General features: G+C 57.3%; 23 protein-coding genes. 11 read left to right on the top strand and 12 right to left on the bottom strand.

Annotation, left to right across the window (positions count from 1 at the left end; translation table 11 throughout):
• Positions 1-83 precede the first annotated feature (83 nt).
• Positions 84-1061, bottom strand: a complete 978-nt coding sequence (locus CFII64_RS18120) for a LysR family transcriptional regulator (RefSeq protein WP_020292271.1) — start codon at positions 1059-1061, stop codon at positions 84-86.
• Positions 1062-1214: 153 nt separating this feature from the next.
• Between CFII64_RS18120 and CFII64_RS18115 the strand changes: the two genes are divergently transcribed.
• The 4 genes from CFII64_RS18115 to CFII64_RS18100 are packed head-to-tail and all read left to right on the top strand — an operon-like array spanning position 1215 to position 5253.
• On the top strand, positions 1215-2519 hold the full coding sequence (locus CFII64_RS18115; protein ID WP_020292270.1) for an MFS transporter: 1305 nt from the start codon (positions 1215-1217) through the stop codon (positions 2517-2519).
• Positions 2519-3274 carry a class II aldolase/adducin family protein gene (locus CFII64_RS18110; protein WP_020292269.1) on the top strand — a complete coding sequence of 252 codons (756 nt, stop codon included), beginning with the start codon at positions 2519-2521 and terminating at the stop codon, positions 3272-3274. The genes CFII64_RS18115 and CFII64_RS18110 overlap by 1 nt, the downstream gene beginning before the upstream one ends.
• A gap of 2 nt (positions 3275-3276) precedes the next feature.
• A complete protein-coding gene (locus CFII64_RS18105) occupies positions 3277-4209 on the top strand; it encodes a glyoxylate/hydroxypyruvate reductase A (protein ID WP_044901492.1) in 933 nt (310 codons plus the stop codon).
• Positions 4210-4236: 27 nt separating this feature from the next.
• Positions 4237-5253, top strand: a complete 1017-nt coding sequence (locus tag CFII64_RS18100) for a histone deacetylase family protein (protein WP_020292267.1) — start codon at positions 4237-4239, stop codon at positions 5251-5253.
• 60 nt (positions 5254-5313) lie between these two features.
• Here CFII64_RS18100 and CFII64_RS18095 read toward each other — a convergent pair whose 3' ends face one another.
• From CFII64_RS18095 to CFII64_RS18090, 3 genes are all read right to left on the bottom strand, one after another.
• A complete protein-coding gene (locus CFII64_RS18095) occupies positions 5314-6183 on the bottom strand; it encodes an oxaloacetate decarboxylase (protein WP_020292266.1) in 870 nt (289 codons plus the stop codon).
• A 315-nt stretch (positions 6184-6498) separates the two neighbouring features.
• Complete coding sequence (locus tag CFII64_RS29425) at positions 6499-6654, bottom strand: hypothetical protein (RefSeq protein ID WP_020292265.1); 156 nt, start codon at positions 6652-6654, stop codon at positions 6499-6501.
• 26 nt (positions 6655-6680) lie between these two features.
• Positions 6681-7991, bottom strand: coding sequence for an MFS transporter (locus tag CFII64_RS18090; RefSeq protein WP_020292264.1), 1311 nt, complete (start codon positions 7989-7991; stop codon positions 6681-6683).
• Between the two features lie 105 nt (positions 7992-8096).
• Between CFII64_RS18090 and CFII64_RS18085 the strand changes: the two genes are divergently transcribed.
• Positions 8097-9062 carry an AraC family transcriptional regulator gene (locus CFII64_RS18085; protein WP_020292263.1) on the top strand — a complete coding sequence of 322 codons (966 nt, stop codon included), beginning with the start codon at positions 8097-8099 and terminating at the stop codon, positions 9060-9062.
• An 83-nt stretch (positions 9063-9145) separates the two neighbouring features.
• On the opposite strand, the gene CFII64_RS18080 is transcribed toward CFII64_RS18085, so the two are convergent.
• Complete coding sequence (locus CFII64_RS18080; protein ID WP_020292262.1) at positions 9146-9391, bottom strand: hypothetical protein; 246 nt, start codon at positions 9389-9391, stop codon at positions 9146-9148.
• A 233-nt stretch (positions 9392-9624) separates the two neighbouring features.
• The gene (locus CFII64_RS18075; protein ID WP_020292261.1) at positions 9625-10017 is read right to left on the bottom strand and encodes a RidA family protein; all 393 of its coding nucleotides are present in this window, start codon (positions 10015-10017) and stop codon (positions 9625-9627) included.
• Positions 10018-10726: 709 nt separating this feature from the next.
• On the opposite strand from CFII64_RS18075, the gene CFII64_RS18065 reads away from it, so the two are divergent.
• Positions 10727-12100, top strand: a complete 1374-nt coding sequence (locus CFII64_RS18065; RefSeq protein WP_020292259.1) for an IS1182 family transposase — start codon at positions 10727-10729, stop codon at positions 12098-12100.
• A gap of 257 nt (positions 12101-12357) precedes the next feature.
• On the opposite strand, the gene CFII64_RS18060 is transcribed toward CFII64_RS18065, so the two are convergent.
• Positions 12358-13128 (bottom strand): helix-turn-helix transcriptional regulator, encoded by a 771-nt coding sequence (locus CFII64_RS18060; protein WP_020292258.1) that lies wholly within the window; start codon positions 13126-13128, stop codon positions 12358-12360.
• A gap of 93 nt (positions 13129-13221) precedes the next feature.
• Between CFII64_RS18060 and CFII64_RS18055 the strand changes: the two genes are divergently transcribed.
• From CFII64_RS18055 to CFII64_RS18045, 3 genes are all read left to right on the top strand, one after another.
• The gene (locus CFII64_RS18055; RefSeq protein WP_044901521.1) at positions 13222-14127 is read left to right on the top strand and encodes an ATP-binding protein; all 906 of its coding nucleotides are present in this window, start codon (positions 13222-13224) and stop codon (positions 14125-14127) included.
• A gap of 208 nt (positions 14128-14335) precedes the next feature.
• Entirely contained in the window at positions 14336-15397 is a 1062-nt protein-coding gene (locus CFII64_RS18050; protein ID WP_177325430.1) for a siderophore-interacting protein, read from the top strand.
• Positions 15398-15559: 162 nt separating this feature from the next.
• Complete coding sequence (locus CFII64_RS18045) at positions 15560-16537, top strand: alpha/beta hydrolase (RefSeq protein WP_020292255.1); 978 nt, start codon at positions 15560-15562, stop codon at positions 16535-16537.
• A gap of 185 nt (positions 16538-16722) precedes the next feature.
• Here CFII64_RS18045 and CFII64_RS18040 read toward each other — a convergent pair whose 3' ends face one another.
• Positions 16723-17712, bottom strand: coding sequence for a LysR family transcriptional regulator (locus tag CFII64_RS18040; RefSeq protein WP_020292254.1), 990 nt, complete (start codon positions 17710-17712; stop codon positions 16723-16725).
• A 128-nt stretch (positions 17713-17840) separates the two neighbouring features.
• Here CFII64_RS18040 and CFII64_RS18035 point away from each other — a divergent pair, with 128 nt between their 5' ends.
• Positions 17841-18101, top strand: a complete 261-nt coding sequence (locus CFII64_RS18035) for a DUF2798 domain-containing protein (RefSeq protein WP_020292253.1) — start codon at positions 17841-17843, stop codon at positions 18099-18101.
• Positions 18102-18144: 43 nt separating this feature from the next.
• Here CFII64_RS18035 and CFII64_RS18030 read toward each other — a convergent pair whose 3' ends face one another.
• The 4 genes from CFII64_RS18030 to CFII64_RS18015 all read right to left on the bottom strand — a co-directional run bounded on the left by CFII64_RS18030 (position 18145) and on the right by CFII64_RS18015 (position 21385).
• Positions 18145-18366 (bottom strand): tetratricopeptide repeat protein, encoded by a 222-nt coding sequence (locus CFII64_RS18030; protein WP_020292252.1) that lies wholly within the window; start codon positions 18364-18366, stop codon positions 18145-18147.
• Positions 18367-18577: 211 nt separating this feature from the next.
• Positions 18578-19891, bottom strand: coding sequence for an NTP/NDP exchange transporter (locus CFII64_RS18025; RefSeq protein WP_020292251.1), 1314 nt, complete (start codon positions 19889-19891; stop codon positions 18578-18580).
• 66 nt (positions 19892-19957) lie between these two features.
• A complete protein-coding gene (locus CFII64_RS18020) occupies positions 19958-21013 on the bottom strand; it encodes an SDR family oxidoreductase (RefSeq protein ID WP_020292250.1) in 1056 nt (351 codons plus the stop codon).
• 150 nt (positions 21014-21163) lie between these two features.
• Positions 21164-21385, bottom strand: coding sequence for a DUF2790 domain-containing protein (locus CFII64_RS18015; protein ID WP_371106454.1), 222 nt, complete (start codon positions 21383-21385; stop codon positions 21164-21166).
• A 247-nt stretch (positions 21386-21632) separates the two neighbouring features.
• On the opposite strand from CFII64_RS18015, the gene CFII64_RS18010 reads away from it, so the two are divergent.
• A complete protein-coding gene (locus CFII64_RS18010; RefSeq protein ID WP_020292248.1) occupies positions 21633-22547 on the top strand; it encodes a LysR family transcriptional regulator in 915 nt (304 codons plus the stop codon).
• Positions 22548-22604 lie beyond the last annotated feature (57 nt).

The following is a 22604-nucleotide window of genomic DNA, read 5'->3' as shown; positions in this document are numbered from 1 at the left end:
CTCTGGGGGATCTTCTGTGTCGGCGATTGCCATCAAAGACTCGGAATTTGCCCCCAAGCAGGTAAGAGGCCGCTGATGACGATCTAAAACCTGTCAGCGGCTTCGGTAGTCATCAGCATTTGCTGGAAGCGCTCCAGAAAGACCGATTCGGCGCGGGTCATTTTCTGCTCCCGATTCCACAGCAGATAGACATTCACATCGCTGACGCCTTCCCAGGGAGGCAGACGCCAGATGTCGTCGGCTTGCACATCGGCAGCGACGATGTGTTCGGGTAGGCATCCAATGCCATAACCCGCGCCGACCAGGCGCAGGATTTCATCCAGGCTTGGCGAGGAAGCGACAATTCGTCCAGTGAAACCTTGCTGATCCCTGAACACGGTAAGCGGCGATAGATTGCCGCCAATCTGGTCACTGGTGAAACTCACAAAGTTTTCGCTTTGCAGGTCCGACAACGCCAGGTTCTTGCGACCAAATAATCGATGGCGCTTTCCACAGAAAAATGCGTAGCGCTGTTCGAGCATCACCCGCTGTTCGAGACGGGGCTGTGGTGTACGACACAGGCTCAAACCGAACGACGCTGTCTTCTGAAGTAGTGCGCTGATCACATCGGAGCTACGCAGTACATCAATCTCCAATTCCACTTGAGGAAATTCCGTGTGGAACTGCGCCAAAAAATCATCGTAGCTGCGAGACTGGATGCGACTGATGGACAGCAGCCTGATTTTACCCGTTACCGACTCTGCAGGTGCATCCAGCGCGGGGCCTAGACGGGAGACGGTACCATAGAGGTCGGCAGCGATCTGCATGACTTCCTCGCCTGCCTTGGACAGGGTGATACGTGGCCCGCGCCGCACGACCAACTCACTGGCCAGTTGCTCTTCCAGTCTTTTCAGCGCCTGACTGATCGCCGGTTGACTCAGGTGCAAGCGAGCGGCGGCCCGGCTAATGCTGCCTTCCTGACCAATAACCAGGAATGTCCGCAACAAATTCCAGTCCAGGCGATCGTTGAGAAAACGCTTGGCTTCGGGGTCTCTCTGAAAAATGGACGTGGAGTTTGTCATTATTGCCCAGGCTTATACTTGAGTATTTAGATTAGAAGCTTTTCCTAGCATAGGGCTTGGCTCACCATCCAGCAACGCACCGCGAGAGTGCGAGCTTCATGCCTACGCATGACCTTATCTCCTGCCTATAACAATGATTCCCGGGAGCCTCAAATGACGAGCAAAACTTCAACTCCGCGTCGTGCCGCGGCGGCCGCGTTTATCGGCACCACCATCGAATTTTATGACTATTACATCTACGCTTTCGCCGCTGCACTGGTGTTGGGACAGCTGTTCTTTCCCAGTGAAAACCCGATGCTCAGCACGATGGCCGCGTTCGGCAGCTTCGCCGTAGGATTCATCGCCCGGCCATTCGCCGGCATGGTATTTGGCCATCTGGGCGACCGCCTGGGCCGCAAGAAAATGCTGCTGGTGACCATTGTGCTGATGGGCGTTGCGACGAGCTGTATCGGTCTGTTGCCCACCTACGCTCAAGCGGGTATATGGGCGCCAATCGGGCTCGTCTTGCTGCGCCTGCTGCAAGGCATTTCTGTCGGTGGCGAATGGGGCGGCGCTGTGCTCATGGCCAGTGAGCACGCGCCCAAGGGACGCAAGGTATTCTTCGCCTCGTTCGCACAATGGGGCAGCCCGGCCGGTCTGCTGCTGGCGCTGATCGCCTTCCGCTTGATCACCGAAATGGAACAGGAAGCCCTGATGAGTTGGGGCTGGCGCATTCCGTTCCTGATGAGCGGCGTGCTGATGATCGTCGGCCTGGTGATTCGTTTCGGTGTACCGGAATCGCCAGAGTTCACCGAGGTCAAGGAGAACGACCAGACCTCCGACAATCCAGTGCGCGAAGTGCTGCGCACTGGCTGGAAGCAGATTCTGTTCGCAGCCCTGGCCGTCACCATCGGTTCGGGCGGCTTCTTCTTCACCAACACCTTCATGATCACCTACGTCACCCAGTACCAGGGCATCGCCAAGACCACGATCCTGGACTGCCTGTTCGTGGTCACCATTCTGCAGTTCCTCTCGCAACCCTGTTCGGCGTTGCTGGCCGAGCGGCTGGGCGAAGGACGTTTCCTCAAGTGGGTGGCGTCGCTGTGCATCGTGGTGCCGTATCCGATGTTCCTGCTGGTGCAGACCGGCAACCTGTTGTACATGACCGCCGGCATTGCCCTGGCCGTGATCCTGCTGGCTGCGCTGTATGCGGTGATTGCTGGCTACATGGCTGAAGCCTTCCCGGCGCGGGTGCGTTATTCAGGCATTTCCATCGCCTATCAACTGGGTAGCGGTTTGACTGGAGGCCTGACGCCGATGATCGGTACCTTCATCGCCGCTCAGTTCGCGGGGCAATGGGTGCCTTTGGCGCTGTTCTTCAGCGTGTTGGCGCTGATGTCGCTGGCCGGAGTACTGGGACTGGCACATCTGCGCAGCGTCAACGCGACCCTCCTGTCCACTACCCAAGGAGTCGCATGATGAGTAAACCTCTCGCCATGTCAGAGATCGAATGGCAATCGCGCTGCGAGTTGGCAGCGCTGTACCGCTTGATCGCCTACTACCGGATGACCGACCTGATCGACACCCACATCACCCTGCGTGTGCCGGGGGGGGCGCGGCATTTTCTGATCAACCGTTACGGCGTGGCGTTCGAAAAAATGCGCGCCAGCGATCTGGTCCTGATCGACCTGGAAGGCAGCGTGGTCGACAGCAGCTACACCGGTGGCAAGGTCAACGCTGCCGGGTTCGTCATCCATTCGGCCATCCATGATGCGCGCGCCGACCTGCACTGCATCATCCACACCCACACCGCGAGCGGTATGGCAGTGGCGGCCCAGCGCGATGGCCTGCTGCCGCTGACCCAGCATGCGCTGAAGTTCTACGGCAACCTGGCTTATCACACGTATGAAGGCATCGCGTTATCGCTGGAGGAACGCGAGCGGTTGGTCGCCGACCTGGGTTCGCACAAGGCGATGATCCTGCGTAACCACGGTTTGCTGGCGGCCGGCGGCAGCGTAGCGGCGGCGTTCCACGAAATCTATTTCCTGGAGCGTGCGTGCCAGGCGCAGATCCAGGCTATGTCAGCCGGTGTGGCCCTGACTATCCCCAGTGAAGAAGTATGCCGGCACACGGCGGCGCAGTTTGGCCGTGACGGCATCGACGGCATCATCGACATGGCTTGGCAGGCCGCGCTCAGTCTGATCGACGAGCAGCGCACCGACTGGTGCAGCTGACCATGGGTAGCCTCGTTTTGCTTTGCCAGAACCCTGCGCTGACCGATTGGCTCGCCACGCTGTTCGCCGTGCATGCGCCGCAGCTGAACGTACTACGGCCAGATGATGCACAGGCGCGGTTCGCCGAGGTCGCGGTGTGCTGGTTCCCGCCGTCGGGCAGCCTTGGGCGCTTGCCACATCTGCGTCTGGTGCATTCGATTGGCTCGGGTATCGACCATTTGGCCCAAGACGATTCTCGCGATGTCACGGTGCCGGTCTGCCGGGTGGTTGATCCTGATCACACCCTGGGCATGAGCGAGTACGTGCACTGGGGCGTATTGCACTTCCACCGGGGCTTCGATCAGGTGATCGCCGGCAACCTCTCGCAGCACTGGCAACGCCCGGCGCAGCGCAAAGCGGAAGATTTCAAGGTCGGCGTGATGGGCCTGGGCGCCATCGGCGCACCCGTCGCGGCACGATTGGCCGCAGCGGGCTACTACGTACGTGGCTGGGCTCGCACGCCGCGCACGATCGACGGCGTGACAACCTTCAGTGGCCCCCATTCGCGGCGTGAATTCCTCGACGGACTGGATGTACTGATCAACCTGCTGCCACTGACCCGCACCACCCATGGCGTGTTGTGCCATGAGATTTTCCAGTGCATGGCCAGAGGCAGTGCATTGATCAACTGCGGCCGCGGCCAGCACCTCAACTCAAATGACCTGCAGCAGGCGCTGGCGAGCGGGCAACTGCGCGGCGCCTTGCTGGACGTGTTCGAGGAGGAGCCGTTGCCCGCCGATTCGCTGCTGTGGCGTACGCCGGGCGTCTGGGTGACGCCGCACATGGCGTCAGCCGCCTCTGACCTGTGCATCGCCCAACAGGTCGCCGACAACGTGTTACGACTGGCCCAAGGGCTCGAACTGAACAATCTGGCCAATCCTGAACTGGGCTATTGACCGCATGCGCTTTGAAAGAGGTCAGCAATGAAAACATTTTTCCACCCCTCACAACGTCTTCACCAGCCCCGTTCCTACCTGTCGCGGGGCCAGATGCGGCAGCCTCAGGAATTGCCAGCGCGTATTGACCCGCTGTTGGCAATGGTCGAGAAACTGGGTTATCCGTTGTTCGAACCCAACGACTATGGTCAAGCGCCGCTGGCTGCCGTACATAGTCCGGCCTATCTGGAATACCTGAGAACCGCTTACCAGCAGTGGCACGACGTGCCGGAAGACTGGGGCGATGAAGTGATGTCCAATATCTACATCCGCGAAGGTAATCCTCTACGCGGGATTTTAGGCAAGACCGCACGCTACCTGGCTGATGGCAGTTGTCCGATTGGCGAGGATACTTGGCAGTCCGCCTACTGGTCAGCGCAGAGTGCGGTGGCTGCTGCGCACGCCGTGATCGAAGGTGACCCGTCGGCCTACGCTCTTTGCCGCCCACCGGGGCACCACGCCCGGGCCGAAGCGGCAGGCGGCTTCTGCTTCCTCAATAATGCTGCAATTGCCGCTCAGGTGCTGAGGGGCAAGTTCGCCAAAGTCGCTGTGCTCGATACAGACATGCACCACGGCCAAGGCATTCAGGAAATTTTCTACGACCGGGATGACGTGCTGTATGTGTCGATCCATGGTGATCCGACCAACTTCTACCCGGTGGTTGCTGGTTTTGACGATGAAACCGGAGCGGGTCCCGGTGCAGGCTTCAACCTGAACCTACCCATGGCCCATGGCGCCAGCGAGGCAGATTTCTTCGCCTGCATGGACAAGGCCGCAACTGCGTTACGCAACTTCGCGCCTGATGTGCTGGTCCTGTCGCTGGGCTTCGATATTTACGAAAACGATCCCCAGTCCAAGGTTTCTGTCAGCCATGAAGGCTTCCGTTTGCTGGGGCAGCGGATCAAGGCGCTAGAGGTGCCCTGCGTGGTGGTTCAGGAGGGTGGCTATGACATAGCAACCCTGAATGAAAATGCCTCGCGGTTCTTCGACGGCATGACTGCTTAGGGCAGGTCATGCATTGCCCCGGGTCGTATCACGAGCCATCGTGAGCCGCCCGGGGCCCGGTCATTCTTTCACGTTCATGAATTCTTTGGCCCACGCCACATAGCTTTCTGGCTGGGTGTAGGTGTGGGTCAGCTCTGTGGCACTCAGGTTTGAAGTGCTTTGCGTCAGATGACGTTGAGCACGAAGGCTGTCGTAGGTAGCCTTGATCGCCGCAAAGTAGGCCGCATGACCTGCAACCACGACACGCACACCGAGGTTCGCCAGGCGTTGGCTGTCGTTGAGCTTCGGATTGCCGTAGGTCACCAGCATCAGAGGCACCGTCAGCTTTTCCGAAATTTGCTCAAGGTGCTCGAAGTCTTTAATCCCGACGATACAGATGCCGTCGGCTCCGGCTTTCTCATAAGCGTGAGTCCGTTCAACAACAGCTTCGACAGGCAGCACTGCCGCGTTGGTCCGCGCGATGATCGAAAGTTCAGCATCAACGCGCGCCTCCAGGGCCGCTTTGACTTTACCGATGCCTTCGTCGATGGAAATCAGATCCGTCGATTTGCGGCCAAATTGCGCCGGCAGCAAAGTGTCTTCAATGGTAAGGGCGGCAACACCGGCGCGCTCCAGCTCTTCAACGGTTCTCATGACGTTGAGGGCATTGCCGTAGCCATGATCGGCGTCCGCGATGAAGGGGAGTTGCGCGACGCGACCTATTCGAGTTGCCTGTTCGACGAATTCGCTCAACGTAATGAGCGCGAAATCGGGTGCGGCCAATACCTGCAGCGAGGCAACAGAACCACCCAGAATGCCAACTTCAAAGCCAAGATCAGCCGCGATGCGAGCGGACATCGGATCGAAAACGGAGGCGGTTTCAAAGCACTGCTTTGAAGCAAGCAGTTCCCGGAAATTACGACGCAAAGCTGAGTGAGAAATTCTGGACATGACATTTCCTGGTTATGGCGATCATCAAGGTCCGATCAACGCCAATCTGAAAAAGTGATGAGATTACCACGCAGCAAAAAGCAGGGTTATGACGTTTGAGAGCGAAGTTCTGGCAAAACCGCCGGGCAGGTGAGAAGTCATCACTCTCGACCAGTGCCTCATGTACCGTCAGATTATCGCTTTCGTAGCGCAGGTATAGGCAAGGTTCAGTGACAGGAAAATTTGGCGGGATAGGTGAATGCGTGGCGATGCAGCGGCTACTGACTTCAGCCAGCGCCGCCCAACGGCAGTTTTCGGGTCAGGCTAGTGCCCGGCTTAAGCTTGCTCGTCTTGCTCGTCATCGTCGTGCTTGAGTGCGGGCTTCATGCCCGGCTGGGGCGCGTGCTCGGCATTGGGCGCGATTTCTTCGCCGTGGTTCTTTTTCTCTTGCTGCACTTTTTTGTCGTGAGCGACATTACGTGGATCGGTCATGAGAACTCCTTGATTTGGCAGATGATTCAAACACCCATCGACGCGACACGCTTACTCTGAGCGTCGGGGCAAGGTTTGGAGTCGGGGAGGGCGCAAGCGTTCAGTGCATTCTGACCTGTCGCTTCGCCGAGAGGCGACGGTTGGACTTTGACGCGCCATGCAATCAGCAGTGCTGACAGCAGCATCACAATCGCACCGGCGATAAATACGCCAGCAATGCCGCTGAAGCTGAACATTGCTCCTCCCGCAGCGGCACCTGCTGCGATGGAAGACTGCACCGAGGCCACCACCATCCCGCCCGCGCTTTCTGCCTGGTCGGGCACTGAATGTGCTACCCAGTTGGACCACGCCACTGGCACGCCCCCGAATGCCAACCCCCAAAACGCAACCAACAGCGCTTGCCCCGGTACCGAGGCAGGCAAAAACACCAGAGCCAGCGCTGCCAGCCCCACCAGCGCAGGCATGAGCGCCAGGGTCACGCGCAGACTGCGCGCAATCAGCCACCCGGTCAGCATTGTGCCAACAAAGTTAGCCACCCCGAACCCCAGCAACATAAGAGCGAGCCCATCCGTACCCACTCCGGTGGTGCTTTCCAGAAATGGACGGATATAGGTGAACAGGGCGAAATGGCCTGTGTGTGCCAGTACACAGCCAAACATGCCGATAGCGATGCCCGGACGCATCAGCACGTCCAGCACGGTTCTGAGTCGCGCCGGACTGCGCGGCGCCATCTTCGGCAGTGTGAACCACTGGAAGAGCAGAGTCAGGCAGCCCACGGCCGCCGCTGCGAGGAAAGCGGAGCGCCAGCCATACAGTCCGCCCAGGTAGCTACCCAGTGGGACCGCAACGACCGTTCCTACTGCAATGCCACTGAAAATGATCGACAGCGCGCGGGGAAGCAACGAAGCCGGGACCAAACGCATGGCGACGGCGGCCGCCATGCACCAAAAACCACCGAGTGCCACCCCTAGCAGAACGCGCATTGCCATGAGTACCCAGATGCTGGACGACAGGGCGACCAACAGGTTGGAAGCGATCATCAATACCGAAAACCCCAAAAGCACAGTGCGCCGGTCAAGCGATCGCGTGAAGCCGGGTACCAGCAGTCCGGCAAACAGTGCCACGACGGCGGTCACCGTCACCGCTTGTCCCGCGATCGCTTCGGATACACCGAGGTCGCTGGCCATCGGGGTAAGCAGGCTGGCCGGAAGGTACTCGGCTGTCAGCAATCCGGACACGCCCATCGCCAGCGAGAAGACGGCCATCCAGGCGGGTGCTTTTGGTTCTACATCTTCATCTTGAGCATTGAGCCCGGTGTTACATACGCTGCTGTTCATTACAAATGCCTTCCTGAAATTGACGCGAGCCCAAGTCTAGGCACCAAAATCAGGATGATCTATGATGGAACGTCTGTAACTTTTGATCAAAACACCGGATTTGCCATGTCAGATCATTTCGCCCTTTCTTCCGATCTCATCAGCGAATTACTGACTGGCATGCGCCTGCGTGGCGTGCAGTACCGTCGCATCCAGACGGGTCCGTCATTCGGCATAAGCTTGAATGCCCGGCCTGGACATGCCTATTTTCACTATCTCGCCATCGGTTCTGCTGTGCTGCGCACGGAAGATGGCGTGTTGCATGAATTGTCCGCAGGGAATGCAGTGTTTCTGCCGCAGGGCGCAGCGCATCAACTGCTGTCCAGCCCGGACGCGCCAACCCGGGACATCAGCTGTTTCGAGTCGGCGCCTCTGGGTGACACGGTCAGTGCCGTCAATCTGTGCCCTACAACCAGCGCCATTCCCAGCGCCATTCTCTTTTACGGCTGTATGCAGTTCGATCTTGGCGGAATGCAGGGACTGGGGCCGCTGATGCCGGGCCTGATGACGGTCGACGCGATGAGCAATCGCTACCCGGGGCTCATGCCGATACTCGCCGCGATGAAAGGAGAAATCTGCTCGGGTCGCATCGGCTTCGCCGGGATTCTCGCGCGCCTTGCTGATGTAGTCGCGGCGATGATCGTACGTGGTTGGGTTGAATGTGGATGTGACTATGCGTCTGGCTTGGTCGCAGCGCTGCGTGACCCCAGGCTGGCCCGCGCGATTCTGGCGCTCCATCGCGACCCGGGTCGCAATTGGACAGTGTCGGAGCTGGCAGAGGAATGCAATTCCTCGCGCTCTGTCTTTGCTGAACGCTTTCAGACAACAATCGGAACGCCGCCGCTGCGCTATGCAACTGAATTGCGAATGCGCCTCGCCAGTCAGTGGTTGGTCCAAGAGAGGCTCCCCATCGAAACCGTGGCGCAGAACCTCGGGTACACCTCGCAAGCCGCCTTCAGCCGCGCTTTCAAACGCATCACGGGCCAGCCGCCTGGTGCGAGCCGACTAGCCAATCGGCTGCCTGTTTCCTGACGTTTGTGGTTGTAGGCCCAGCTAATCGACTGTGTTACCAGGTTTGGGAAGCTAGGGCCCGGAGCCCTAGCAGATAGCAGATGTCACTTTTTCTTTTTCTCAGGCTTTTCCGCCTTCTCTGATTTCTTAACCTTCACTGGCTTGCTATCAGCTTTTTTTGCAGCCTTCTTCGGCTCATCTTTTTTCTTGTCTTTCTTCTCGGAAGATTTCGAAAGAGCCGAGGCCGCAGCTGACTTCTTCGCCGGGGATGACTTTTTATCCTTCAATTCCTTGCTGGCTTTCGAACCTTCACCTTTGCTTTTCTTGTCGTCTTTAGCCACGTCAATCACCTCTCGGAGTCTGCCTTTATTGGCACATGGCCTGTGGGAATAGCCACAAGCTGTTCATTAGGCGAATGCTTCCAAAAGCGGTTCAATTTTTTTGATATGTCGTATGCGTCTGGCCAACACCCCTTACTGATCCCGAAGTCATAGGCGATGGTGTCCACCTAAATTTGATCTGACCCCGAAAAGTTGGCCGCCTCTATGCCCGCCGTGCTTCGATTGCCAGCGTCTCCGAAAAATTATCGCTGCACGGCGATGCATTTGATCTCCACGAGGAGGCCCGGTCGAGCCAGTTCACTGACACCTATGCATGTCCATGCACAAGTGCTCCTAGGAAAGACTTCATCCTTCACCTGTCTAAAGATTGGCATGTGGCGATGCATATCGACGTGATAAGTCGTCATTTCGACGACATCCTCAAATTCGCAGCCACCGGCCGCCAATACGAGCCGGAGATTTTCCCACGCTGCCAAAAACTGCTGCTCCGGATTTTCGATGACTGATAATTCCGGCGTCCGGCCAACCTGACCAGCGCAGTAGAGAGTTTTCCCTACCTTTACAGCTGGCGCATATCCAGCATGCTCACAGAGCAATTTCATGTCGTCTGGAACGATGATCTGACGATCAGTCATGGTCGTGAAGCCTGAAATATAAAGGATACGAAACCTAACCCAGGTACCAGAGGGCCGTCCACTTAAGCAGGATCCGAGTGCTTTTTCAAACACTCTGGGCTGATAGCAGCTACCGGGAAAGAAGGTGAAAAAAGAGAGGGAGCCCTGCTAATCTCGCTACCAAGGTCGAGCGTTCTGCGACAGGCCTGACGTCTTTCGCCATTCCATCGCTCAAAACGTAATCAGGGACATCAAATAATAATGGATAACGCTATGACGGCTCTGTGCCCCAACTGTGGCCACATCCCCATCAGGGTGCCGCCAACCCATAAGTGCCCCGAGTGCGGAGTCTTTTCGCATGAGTGGATGATTTATGATTGGGAAAGCTATGCCTCCTCCAGACGTCAGCACCTCAAATGCAATATTCTGATAATCATCATGGTAGTCATTAACATAGTCGCCCTGGTGACGTTTGAATCCAGCAATGTCTTTTTCTGGATGCTAAACGTTCTATCTATTCCAGCCACGATCAGTTTGTTTCTATGCCTCAATGATCTTCGAGGACAGGCGGAGTACGAAGGGCATCACAGTCGCGCTGCTTTACCCTGGTTTGCGGGGTTCAGTGGATTCTGATCCGTATGTCTGCTTCTGGCCGATTCTGTTGAAAAAGTAGATCTCCTGCTCGGCCTTCGGCAAAATCAGGTCATCGGCCAGCGGGAGGATTCGCAGCATGATGGGACAATTGTCGAGCGGACAAGAGAGACTGTTTTACTCGTTCAACATTGAAGATCGCATCCCAGCCAATCACCTCCTGCGCAGCATTGATCGATGCCTCGATCTAAGCGATCTGCGCCATTATCTCGCCGATTTTTATAGCCCAATCGGGCGTCCATCGATTGATCCCGAGCTGATGATCCGCCTGTTGGTCGTGGGCTACTGCTACGGCATTCGTTCCGAACGTCGGTTGTGCGAAGAGGCTCATTTGAACCTGGCGTATCGCTGGTTCTGCCGTTTGAGTCTTGAAGACGAAGTCCCCAACCACTCTACGTTTTCCAAGAATCGGCACGGTCGTTTTCGTGACAGCTCACTGTTTCGCTGGCTGTTCAACGAGGTGCTGCGTCGGTGCATGGACGCGGGTCTGGTCAAGGGCGAAGGTTTTGCTGTGGACGCAAGTGTGATCAAGGCAGATGCCAGTCGGCAACGTGGCGTACCTGGCGATGATGAAATCAACTGGCGCGATCCGTCGCTCAGTACTCGCGCCGTCCGTGAGTACCTTGAAGCGCTGGATGAAGAGGCTTTGGCTGAAACACTACCGAAGCGCTTGTCGCTGACCGATCCCCTTGCGCGCTGGACGGCAGCTCCAGGCGGCCCAGCGTTCTTCGCTTATTCGACCAATTACCTGATTGATGTCGAGCATGGTGTGATCATGGACGTGGAGCCAACGCCTGCCCATCGAACCGCCGAGGTCGAAAGCACCAAGACCATGATTGAGCGGGTCGAAGAACAGTTCGCCATCAAGCCGGATCGGCTCATTGGCGATACCGCTTATGGAACCGCACCGATGCTGGCCTGGATGGCGGACGAAAAAGATATTGAGCCGCATGTGCCGGTTTGGGACAAAACCGAACGCAAGAACGACAGCCTCTCGATCAGTGATTTTCAATGGAATGAAGAAGCGCAGGAATATCGTTGCCCCACTGGACACGCCCTTTGTAGCGAGTGGCGGGCCTTCAAGAACCAGCGCTCACATGTCACGAAAGCCGGCACCATCATCTTTCGATCCCGACAAACCGACTGCGCTACATGCTCGATGAAAGCGCGCTGCTGCCCGAACACTTCGTTCCGAAAAATCGCCCGTAGTGTCCATGAAGCGGCGCGAGAGGTGGCCCGGCGGATCGCTACGACACCGCAGTACGTGTGCTCTCGCCATGAGCGCAAGAAGGTCGAAATGTTGTTCGCGCACCTCAAGCGAATCCTGAAACTGGATCGGTTGCGACTACGAGGAATGACCGGCGCGAACGACGAATTTACCTTGGCGGCTGCGGTACAGAATCTCAGAAGACTGGCAAAACTGACCTCGCAAGGGCCGCCAACCACGGGATAGGTACGCCCGCAATCAGCAAAAAACCTCAAATCAACCTATTAACCAAGCTGCAACGATCAACGCGGAACCGGAAAGCCACGCAACGTGGTGAATAGGTTCTGAAGAGACGGCCAACCTTGATGTCTTCCAGTCTGAAATTTCGACTTTTTCAACAGAATCGGCCGAAAGCGGACGCCATCCGGGCCACATCAGATCATTTACCTACTGCTTCGCGGAGCTAGCTGCACGCCGTCAGCACCACTCAGCTCAGTTGCGTTTCAGATTTTCTGAAAAGCACTGGGCGACATACCAAACTCGCGTCGAAACATGGCCGAAAAGGCACTGGGGCTGGAATAGCCAGCGTCGAGGGACACCTCCAATACGCTCTTTCCCAGCGCAAGGTTTTCTAGCGCAACGAACAGCCTGATTTGCTTGCGCCACTCGCCGAAGCTGATGCCCATGTCGGTCTGGAACCAACGCTGTACGGTTTTCAAGTTGATACCCAGAAACTGCGCACACTCCGCCAGGCCCCAGTCCAAGGCAGCGTTAGCTGATATTGCTCGGCACAAGTCCTTTAGCCTCTTGCTCCCGGGAATAGGCAAAAGCCTTGCGCTCGCGGGCGCGTCCACAAGCTCCTCGACCAGCAGCGCCATCAAATGATGATTACGACTTTCACGTGAGCCGTGCACTGTCACAAGCAGCACGGCTGAAATCAGCTCCTGGAGTAAGGCCGATATGCCGATCAGCGTGCAGGCAACGGGCAACCCCGCCGAACGCTCGTCACTGAGATAGACGGTTCTGATCCTGGAATTGCCGATGGTGCGCGTCCAATGAGGTTCGTTGGCGGGAATCCATAGGGCATGGCCACCAGGGACCACCCAGCAACCGGCGTTTGTCGTCACAGCCAGAACGCCCGCTGGTGCAAAAAGAAGCTGCCCCTCAGGATGTTGGTGGATGTTGATGTTGGTACCACTGGCGAGATCGAGGGCTAGCGTGTAGATGCTCTGGCCCGGATGCTGCCGAGCAATCTCAGGAATGGAAATGTCCATAACTCGACGATGCATGCCCCTTATGCGTTAGACGGGTAATCGCCAACTTAGCATGATGCAAGGCCTCATCGCCCTACCTGCGTGCTAATCATCGTGAACACTCCCGTCGACTCTCAGAACCAGCTCTCACTGGAAATACTGGTCCAGCTCAAGCGCATTGCCGATTCGCTCGAACGCGCTCACCCACCCAGTGCGGAATTCTCGCTGCAATCCGACATCATCGCTTGGCAATGGCAATACCGGGCCCATCGGGGCGTCAGCCATGCGGTACTGTTGCCTGTCAAACATCCGGGCCTGATCGATTTCAGCCAGTTGAAAAACGTGGATCGCCAGACCCAACTGATTAAAGACAACACGCAGAATTTCATTTCCGGAAAACCAGCCAATAACGTATTGCTCACGGGTTCCCGAGGCACGGGCAAGTCATCGTTAGTCAAAGCCTGCCTGAACGAATTCCATGGCCAGGGCTTGCGCCTGATCGAGATCGATAAGGAAAACATCGGTGACCTGCCTGAGGTGATCGAGCTGGTCAGTAGTCAGCCCGGAAAATTCGTTCTCTTCTGTGACGACTTGTCCTTTGAAGAGGGAGAGATAGGCTACAAGCGATTGAAAACCGTACTGGACGGTTCAATTGCGGGACAGTCCACGAATACCTTGATCTACGCGACATCCAACCGCCGCCACCTGATTGCCGAAAAAGCGTCGGACAACTTGTCCAGAATCCGAGGCGAAGACGGCGCTCTCCACCCTGGAGAAGAAGTTGAGGAAAAGATTTCATTATCTGAACGCTTCGGGCTCTGGATTTCCTTCTACAGCTTCTCCCCTGACGAATATATCAATGCGGTCAATCAATGGCTTATGACCTATGGGGTGCCCGAGGAGGCCTTTGAGGAAGCGCATATTCATGCGAACCGCTGGGCCACTCAACGAGGCTCGCGATCAGGGCGCATTGCATCGCAGTTTGCCCGCGACTACTGCGGAAAACTCAAGCCTCACTAATCAATGACGCGTTAACCCAAGCGGCAGGAGACTTCAATGCATTCGTCATCCCGCCAAACCTTGATCAAGATTGAGGAATGATCCGATGGAGAGTCGAAATCAGCGAACTTTACTATCCAGGCGTCACTGTGCCCCTCTAGAAGTCAAATTGCTCAAAGCGCTCCGAGCCTTGAACTGGAACAGCGCCGGGCCCCATCAGGCGGGATTCTTGCTCGAAGAACTTGGGGTAAATCCGGAGCATCATTTTGCGTTCGCGCGGCTGATGAAATCGATACAGGAGCACAATCCCGACTTTGAACTCCTCGGCCCAGGCTCACCTTTTATTTCGCAAAATGAACTGGAGTTACTGGGAGCGCTGAGCTCATTTTCGCGAAAAAAACCTCAGATGCAGGGCGAGCCGGCCTCGGCTGGATTGCCAGAGGCGATGGCCACGTTATTTGGTGCCTGTGGGATGGCCCTGCGCATCGGTGGAGTGATTATGAAGTCACGACCCATCCCCGCATTTACGTCACTTCCAGACATGGAAGCGACAACTCGCCCCCTGCGGCACCATGCCCGACTACGCCCAGCGAAAGTGGTGGAAGTGCTGGAAGTCTCACCCCGGCTGCGGCGGATAGTCGTTGCCGGCGTCAGCCTGTTCGACTATCCGGACGGAAGGCCTGGCCATTGGGTAAAGCTATTCCTTGAAGGCAGCAATGAGGGTGTTCCTGTTGGCAGAGCGTATAGCGTCCGTGAGTGGGATGCCGAGAGTCGGCGCATGACCTTCGACATAGCGCTGCACTGTGGCGGGCCAATGTCGCAATGGGCAGCCAACGCCCGCGTCGGTGATCGCCTTTCCTTATCGGGGCCGCGAGGAGGCCTCGTCGAAAACAATGCCAGAAGCTGGCTGTTGCTTGCGGGCGATGAGTCTGCACTCGCAGCCATCCAGGCAATCATGGCCCGAACCACTGCTGAAAAAGAGCTCTATGTTTTTATTGAAGTGAGTAGCGAGAGTGAAATCCTCGAGTTTCCGGCACGGCCCAACGCCGTGGTCAGATGGCTGCTTCGCGATGCTGAAAACCCCGAGACTGCCTCGACCATGTACGAAGCAATCCGCTGCTCATCGTTGCCCAACCAGTCCGGCGGGGCGTGGGTAGCTGGCGAGTCTGGCGTAGTCAAAAAGATCCGCCAGCATCTGCTCAGGGAGCGGGGATTCAACGCTGAAGATGTACAGGCGGCGGGTTTTTGGAAAAAGGGAGAAGTGGACTTCAAAGACCTGGCGGTGGGTTGAAAGCCACGTCGACTTTGTTCAGGCGCTTTCACGCAATGCCTCCGGCAAGGTGCTGGGTCGCCTGATAACAGAGCGGAAAAGTATCCGCTCTCCGACCGTTCTGGCTTATGGATATTTCGTTCGGACGAATACCTGACGGCGATTAATAAAAGGCGCGCGATCATGAATGATTTTTCTGGCAAGACAGCAGCATTACCCACCCTGAGCGTCCTTTTTAAGGCAGACGCAGTTTCGCAACAGACGACTGCTGTGAACGAAGCACTGACGGCGCAACTGGCCACTCTGACACCTCCTGACGACATCGTGGGGCTGCGTGAGGCTTACTCCAACGGCGGCCTCGGGCTGCCTGCTTCGCCAATGTCGGCACACGCGCGTGAAATCGTCATCGAAGGGCCCGCTGGGCCGTTGAGTTTGCGCGTTCTCGTTCCGGAGCAAATCCGCGGCGTTTACCTGCATTTTCATGGCGGCGGGTGGATGTTCGGCAGTAACGACACCTGGGATGAACAGTTCGAATTGTTCGGTCAGGTAGCGGGCATGGTGTGCGTCAGCGTGAATTACCGGCTGGCCCCGGAGCACGTTTTTCCCGCTGCCATCGATGACTGTCTGGCAACGGCGCGCTGGGTCATTGAGCACGCGCAAAATGAATTCGGCACTTCGTGGTTATCGATCGGTGGCGAGTCTGCCGGGGCTCACCTGGCAGCATCGACGTTGATACGTTTGCGCGAAATGGGGCTCGCTGAAAAATTCAGCGCGGCCAATATGTTGTTTGGCGTCTTTGACCTTTCGTTGACCCCCAGCGCGCGCGCAGCCTCCGGCACCCATTTTGTGGATCGCGGCGTAATCAATCAATTTGCGGACGCTTTCGCTGGCGATTTCGACCTTCGCGACCCCGCCGTATCGCCGCTTTATGCCGATTTGCGAAATCTGCCTCCAGCGCTATTCACTGTCGGATCGATCGATCCGCTGCTGGACGACAGCTTGTTCATGTACATGCGCTGGCAAGCGGCCGCCAATTGCTGCGAGCTCGCCGTTTACCCTGGCGGTATACATGGTTTTAGCTCGCTAGACAGCGACCTGGCGCGCTCTGCCAATCACGCGATGGCTGGGTATCTGTTGCGGGTTGAATCGGAGAATCATTGATGATTCCAGCGCTGACAAAATGGCAGCCGTAGCAGCGGGCCAGATCTTTGCAGTTATCGCAAGACTAATACATTGATCCTGGCAGAAGTGAGGTATTCGTGCTGGCCTGAACGACTACTATCGACCCAGAGCTGCCTGTCAAAGTCGGCGTCTAGATTGGTCACAATCAGAACAGTGATCGAAAATCACGTGTATTTCGGCCCCTCAGGTCGTCCTTTTTTTGCTTGACCGCTGCGTTGTGCCGCAGCCTGTGCGAGCGCATTGGGCTCGTGTTCCATCCTGCGTTCGAGAAAATCGATGAACGCGCGCACCTTTACATTCAAAGCCGACCGCTCGGTGACACAGGTATAGATGTCCATCGGCTCAGGCTCTGCGCATGTTGCGTGGCGACCTCCCGACTCGAATAGGGGCAGCAGTCGCCCGCTGTCGATAAGTGGCTGAGCGACAAAGCTGGCAAGGCGTGCGATTCCGCCGCCGTAAACGGCGATCTGCGCAATAGTATCGATGTCATCGCAGACGAAGCTCGGGTTGACCTTCGCCTCGAAACGTCTGCCATCAAGCACGAAGGTCCAGGGTAGAAAACGACCATCAGTTGGGTAGCGAAAGACAATGCAGGCGTGCTGTTTCAGGTCCTCAGGTGTAGTGGGCACGCCTGCGCGGTCGAGATACGCTGGCGACGCGCAGAACACGAACGGACGCGAGGCGATACGCCGCGCAATCAGCTGATCGTTCAGTTGCGCTTCGATGCGGATACTGACGTCGACGCCCTCAAGCCGATGATCAACGCGTCGGTTGGTACTGATCAGTTCGATGTCGATGTGCGGGTATGCCTCCTTGAATGCCGGCATCAGCGGCGCGAGCACATGACAGCCAAACGCGGTCGTGGTGGCGATACAAAGCGGCCCCCGTGGTTCGGTTGCGACGGCCGCGGCTTGCGAGGCGAGATCAACGTCGCGCGGAATGTGGCGCACCTTCTCAAAATATCGAGTGCCGCTTTCGGTAAGCGCCATCCTGCGGGTTGTGCGCGAAAGCAAACGCACTCCCAAGTGTGCTTCAAGTCGGGTGATGCTCTGGCTGACAGCGGCGGCGCTCATGCCTTGGGCGCGGGCTGCCGCCGCTATGCTGCCGTTTTCTACCACGCGTATATACGTATTGATCAAACCCAGAATATCCATCAGATGCTAAGTGCTCAATTCGTTGAATTTACTTAAGGATGATTTAAGCGCAACGCGTCTACCAGCACCTACAGGAGGTTGTTAGGTTAACCGCTCTTTCGCTACCCAAGATTGACAAGGATTAACTGATGACCGACGGAACAGCTCAAAAAACGGCGCGATTTCGCCTCCCGAAACAAGCGATGCCTTACGTCTTCGCCCTCTACATGGCGACGATCATGGCGTTTCTTATGTGTCTCGTCATCACCATTGCAGAATTCGGTGTTGGGGAGCATTACATGGAGCATGTGATGAATGCGTACCGGGTAGCAATGCCTTCGGCATTTGTCTGCGTGCTCGTCGTGCGCCCAATCGTTGCCCGGCTCGTTTCGTGGACGATGCAAGACTAGCGACTTGGAAACGTCCTCGGTGGCTTCGAGGCAATTTCACTCGCTAGCTGGGTGAGCAGGGCAGTAAGACGATTTCAAAACCGGGTCCAACGTTCGGTTGCAACAATGGATCGCCGGGATTGATAGCTTTGAATTCCTCAATGACCGCCTTCATTTTCGGGACTTCACCTTCATCCCGCAATTGGGCAACCAGGGCCATACGTACATCACGGTTTTCGGGATGCTTAGCGAGGGTTTGTTCCAGCTGGCGACGTGCGTCCTGCAATTCCCCTCGATCTTGCAGACTGAGCGCGAGCACATACGCAAAGCGGGCGCCAGCCGGTTGGCTTCCCTCAGCGCCTTCAGATCCGCTGTTCCTGTGTACTTGCAGTCATAAAAACAGTGTGTCAGCGACGACGCACAGTTGATTCACCTGACGCCAGTGGACGACGTGGAAGCACTCGCCATCCGTCATAGATGGAAAGGTCGGGAAGTAATTATAGCGACGACAAGGACACCCTCGGTGCCTCTGGTCGATTATCGACTCGCAGCCCGAGTTGCCATCCCAGATACGCCCACAACAGCGCACAACCGGCCCCGATAAACGCGGCAAGCCCGGCGCCCTGACCCAGCATGTCGAGCAGGCTTTTGGCCCAGCCGCCCACGGCATCTCCACCGCGATAGACCACTGTGTCGATGAAGTTCTTGGCCTTGTACTTGCTTTCAGCGTCCAGCGGTGCGAACAGCATTTCCCTTCCCGGTCTGACGAACGCGTACTCGCCAATGCGCCGCACTGTCATCAATATGGCTAACAGCGCGAATCCAGGCGCAAGTGCAAGGCCGACGAAGCCAATGCACATGAGCAAGGGCACGATTGCCAACAATCCCCGTACGCCAAACTTCGGCGCTATTCTCCCCGTAATGAACAGCTGCGACACCAGAGCACCGGCCTGCACGATGAAATCAATGGTGCCAAAAACGCGTACCTGAGATTCGCGGTCTGGGAAGTGCTCGGCCACTAGACGGGCCTGTTCGAAGTAAAGAAAGGTGGTGACAGTCGCCAGTAGCACGACGAACCCTGCGACCCCTAGCAGGTAAGGCGATCTGAGCACCGCCGTCATGCCGCTCAATGGATTGCCAGCCAGTGGGCGCCGAGGGCTTTGCGTCGGCGCCGCGCCGGGGCGGCCCGCTCCGCCCTCTTCACGCCAGCGCATTAATGCTTGTTTCAATACCAGCGTGCCCCCTAGCAACAGCGCGGCCATGAGCATCAGCCCCGACGCACCGATAGAACCGATCAACACCGCACTCAGGGCCGGTCCGAGCAAGCCGCCAACGCTGGCGCCCGCCGCAATGACTGCAAATAGCCGTTTAGCTTGTTCGCTGTCGAATACATCCGCCATCAGGCTCCATGCAACGGAGACGACGAACAGGTTGTAGACCGATATCCAGACGTAGAAGACTCGGGCAAGCCAGGTGCTATCAGGCATTAACTGGAACAGCGCGACGAATATCAGCAGGTTGATTGCGAAGAAGCCATAAACCCAGTCGATGAAGCGCAAGCGCGGTACCCGTGAGCTCAGCCAGGCGAACAGCGGAACGGCCACCAGCATGACTGTGAAGGTAAGGGTAAAGAGCCATTGCAGATTGTCGACGCCGGCAGCGATACCCATTGATTCGCGTATCGGGCGAAGCATGAAATAGCCGGCAAACAGGCATAGAAAAAGGAGAAATGCTGATAACACCGCCCCCAGCTCATTGGGTTGAGCGTTGACGACTTTGCCCCACCGGTGCAAAGAGGAAGGCGTACGCATGAAACCTCCGGATCGAGGGTAACGTGCCAAAAGGCAGGCGCGAGTCGGCCTCGCGCCCAAGGGTCATTACGGATATGTCACACCGGTGAGCTGTTCAGAGAGATTCCAGAGCCGCTCGGCATCTGCCGCGTTGGTGGCGGCGGGAGGCGTAATGGCAAAGCCCAACGGGCCGCGCTTCTGCTCCTCACCGGTCGGCCCGTAATAAGCGCCCGCCACTGCCTCGGGAGCAGTAGCGGCGTAGAGCGTGGGTAATGCCCCCTGGGCAGCCGAATGGTATTTTTCCCGATCCACAGCCCACTGTTTTCCGATTTCGCTATCAAGCCCGGGGCCGCGTGCGATCAGCTCGGTTACGGCTACGCCGGGATGTGCAGCGATGCTACGAATCCCCCAGCCTGCCGCATCGCTACGCCGTTGCAGCGCAAATGCCCAATGCAGGATGGAAAGCTTGGATTGGGCGTACGCGCCAAAGGGGTTGTAAGCCTGCTCGCTTTGCAGGTCCTCGAAGTTGATGGCCCCGCGCGCTGCAGCGATGCTTGAGACGCTTACTACGCGGGCATCCTTGCTCTTGCGCAACAGGGGCACCAACATGCCGGTCAACGCGAAATGCCCGAAATAGTTGGTTGCCATCTGCAGCTCGAAACCTTGCGCAGATGTACCTCGCTCAGGAGGCGACATAATCGCGGCATTGTTGATCAGTAAATCGAGACGCGGCAGCCTCTGGTTAAGTTCATCAGCCAGCGTGCGGACGGAAGACAAATCGGCCAAATCCACCGTCTTGAACTGCACATTGGCATTGGGCACGGCTGTCTTGATCCGCGCGATGGCCTGTGCACCACGCTCTGGGTTGCGTGCGGCAATGATCACCTCCGCGCCAGCGCGTGCAAGCGCCAGTGCATCTTCATAGCCCATGCCACTGGTTCCGCCGGTCACCAGGGCGATGCGGCCCTGCTGCGAAGGCATGTCAGCGGTGGACCAGTCCGGTTTTGGCGCGATGCGATCGGCGGCGAAGACACTTGCCGGGCTGAGCAAAGTGACACCAACAGTCAATGTGCGGGCAAGCTTCAACAGTCGGGTAACGCCACTGGCGACGTCAATGGCGGATAGTGCTGCGCTATGCCACATGGTTGTGCTCTCTCTTCAGATGGTGAACCGGCATGGCCGGATATGAACCGAAATCAGTGACAGATGCCTGGAGGGGGACACGCCAGTTGAACCCAGTGCTTGTTCGAGCTACCGGCGCCAGGGCACACATCGGCGGCGTCCGTGTGGGAGTCATATACGCCGGCATGCCTCTGCCTGCTTCAAAAAGCTGACCTGCTCGGTGACACCTTGCGTGTTCACAAAGGTCATCTTTGCTCGCACGATTTCGCAGGTCGGCGTCGCCGGCTCTTCGATGCGGATGACCCTCGCGATATTCAGTTGGGTGCCATATCGGTAGGCGGGGATTTCGGCCTGCTCGTTGGCGAGCAGAGATGGAGAGTTCAGAGCAGTCATCGTCATCATGCTTACGATTGACAGGCAACGGATATGCATAAGATTTCCTCTGTGTTGATGCCCGCCGCGTTGGCGGTTCGGCAGTGGCTCCAGAACCCGAGCGATCCGAACCAGGCATTCCCGTAGGGTGATTTCGGCTGACGGGGTGAGAGAGGAGTATCTGTGTACGAGCCCTTAATGATAAGCAGGGGTAAAGTGGATGGCCCGTACGGCATCGCGTACAGTGGGCTCATGTGGAGATGGACTCATGCGCAAACCAAACCTTACCGATGTATCGATCTTTGCTGTGGTGGTTGAAGCAGGGGGATTTCGCGCCGCTGCGCAAAAGCGCGGTCTTAGCGCCTCCTCTCTGAGTGACTGCATACGTCGGCTGGAAAGCGACCTTGGCTTGCGCCTGCTCAATCGAACCACACGGAGCGTCACGCCGACGACCGCGGGCGAGCGATTGCTTGAGCGACTGCGCCCGGCCTTACTGGAGATCGATGCTGCCTTCAATGATCTGGACGACGAAGCGCAGCGTCCGGTCGGCACGCTGAAGCTCAATGTACCGGTGCCTGTGGCACGCTTCCTGTTGCCTGATCTGCTGGCGCGCTTTCTGCGGCTCTATCCAGGAGTCAATGTCGAAGTCGTCATGGAGAACACCTTTGTAGACGTCATCGCCGGTGGGTATGACGCCGGCGTACGCTACGGGGAGAGCTTGGCCAAGGACATGATAGCGGTGCCCATCGGCCCACGCCGACAGCGCTTCGTCGCGGCGGCCGCGCCGCGTTATCTGGCCGAACGTGGCACGCCCTCTCAGCCTGCGGATTTGCTAAACCACGAGATGCTTGGCCATCGGTTCGAGAGTGGAAAAGTAGGCGTGTTTGAATTCGAAAAAGACGGCCGCGTCGTGCGCGTACCGCCCCGGGGGCAAATGCTGACGTCATCGCACGATCTGAAGATTCACTCGGCCATCAACGGGCTGGGCGTTGTGTATACCTTTGAGGACTTTTTGCGTGAGCCGCTTTCCGATGGGCGCCTCTTGCCGATTCTCGAGGACTGGTGGCAGGCATTCGACGGTCCATATCTTTACTATCACGGGCGCCGTCACATGCCATCGCCGCTCAGGGCATTCGTCGACTTTCTAAGGGCTGAAGCGCAAATGTGCAATGGGATTCAATAGTCATAAGCGCATTTTCGGCCCGATCCATTCCGGCACCCGTCAAGTGGCGGCAAGCCC

Source organism: Pseudomonas sp. CFII64 (assembly GCF_000416235.1).
In the GTDB taxonomy this organism is placed as follows: Bacteria; Pseudomonadota; Gammaproteobacteria; order Pseudomonadales; family Pseudomonadaceae; genus Aquipseudomonas.
The sequence above is the reverse complement of the archived record's forward strand: the minus strand, read 5'-3'. Positions and strand labels throughout refer to the sequence as shown.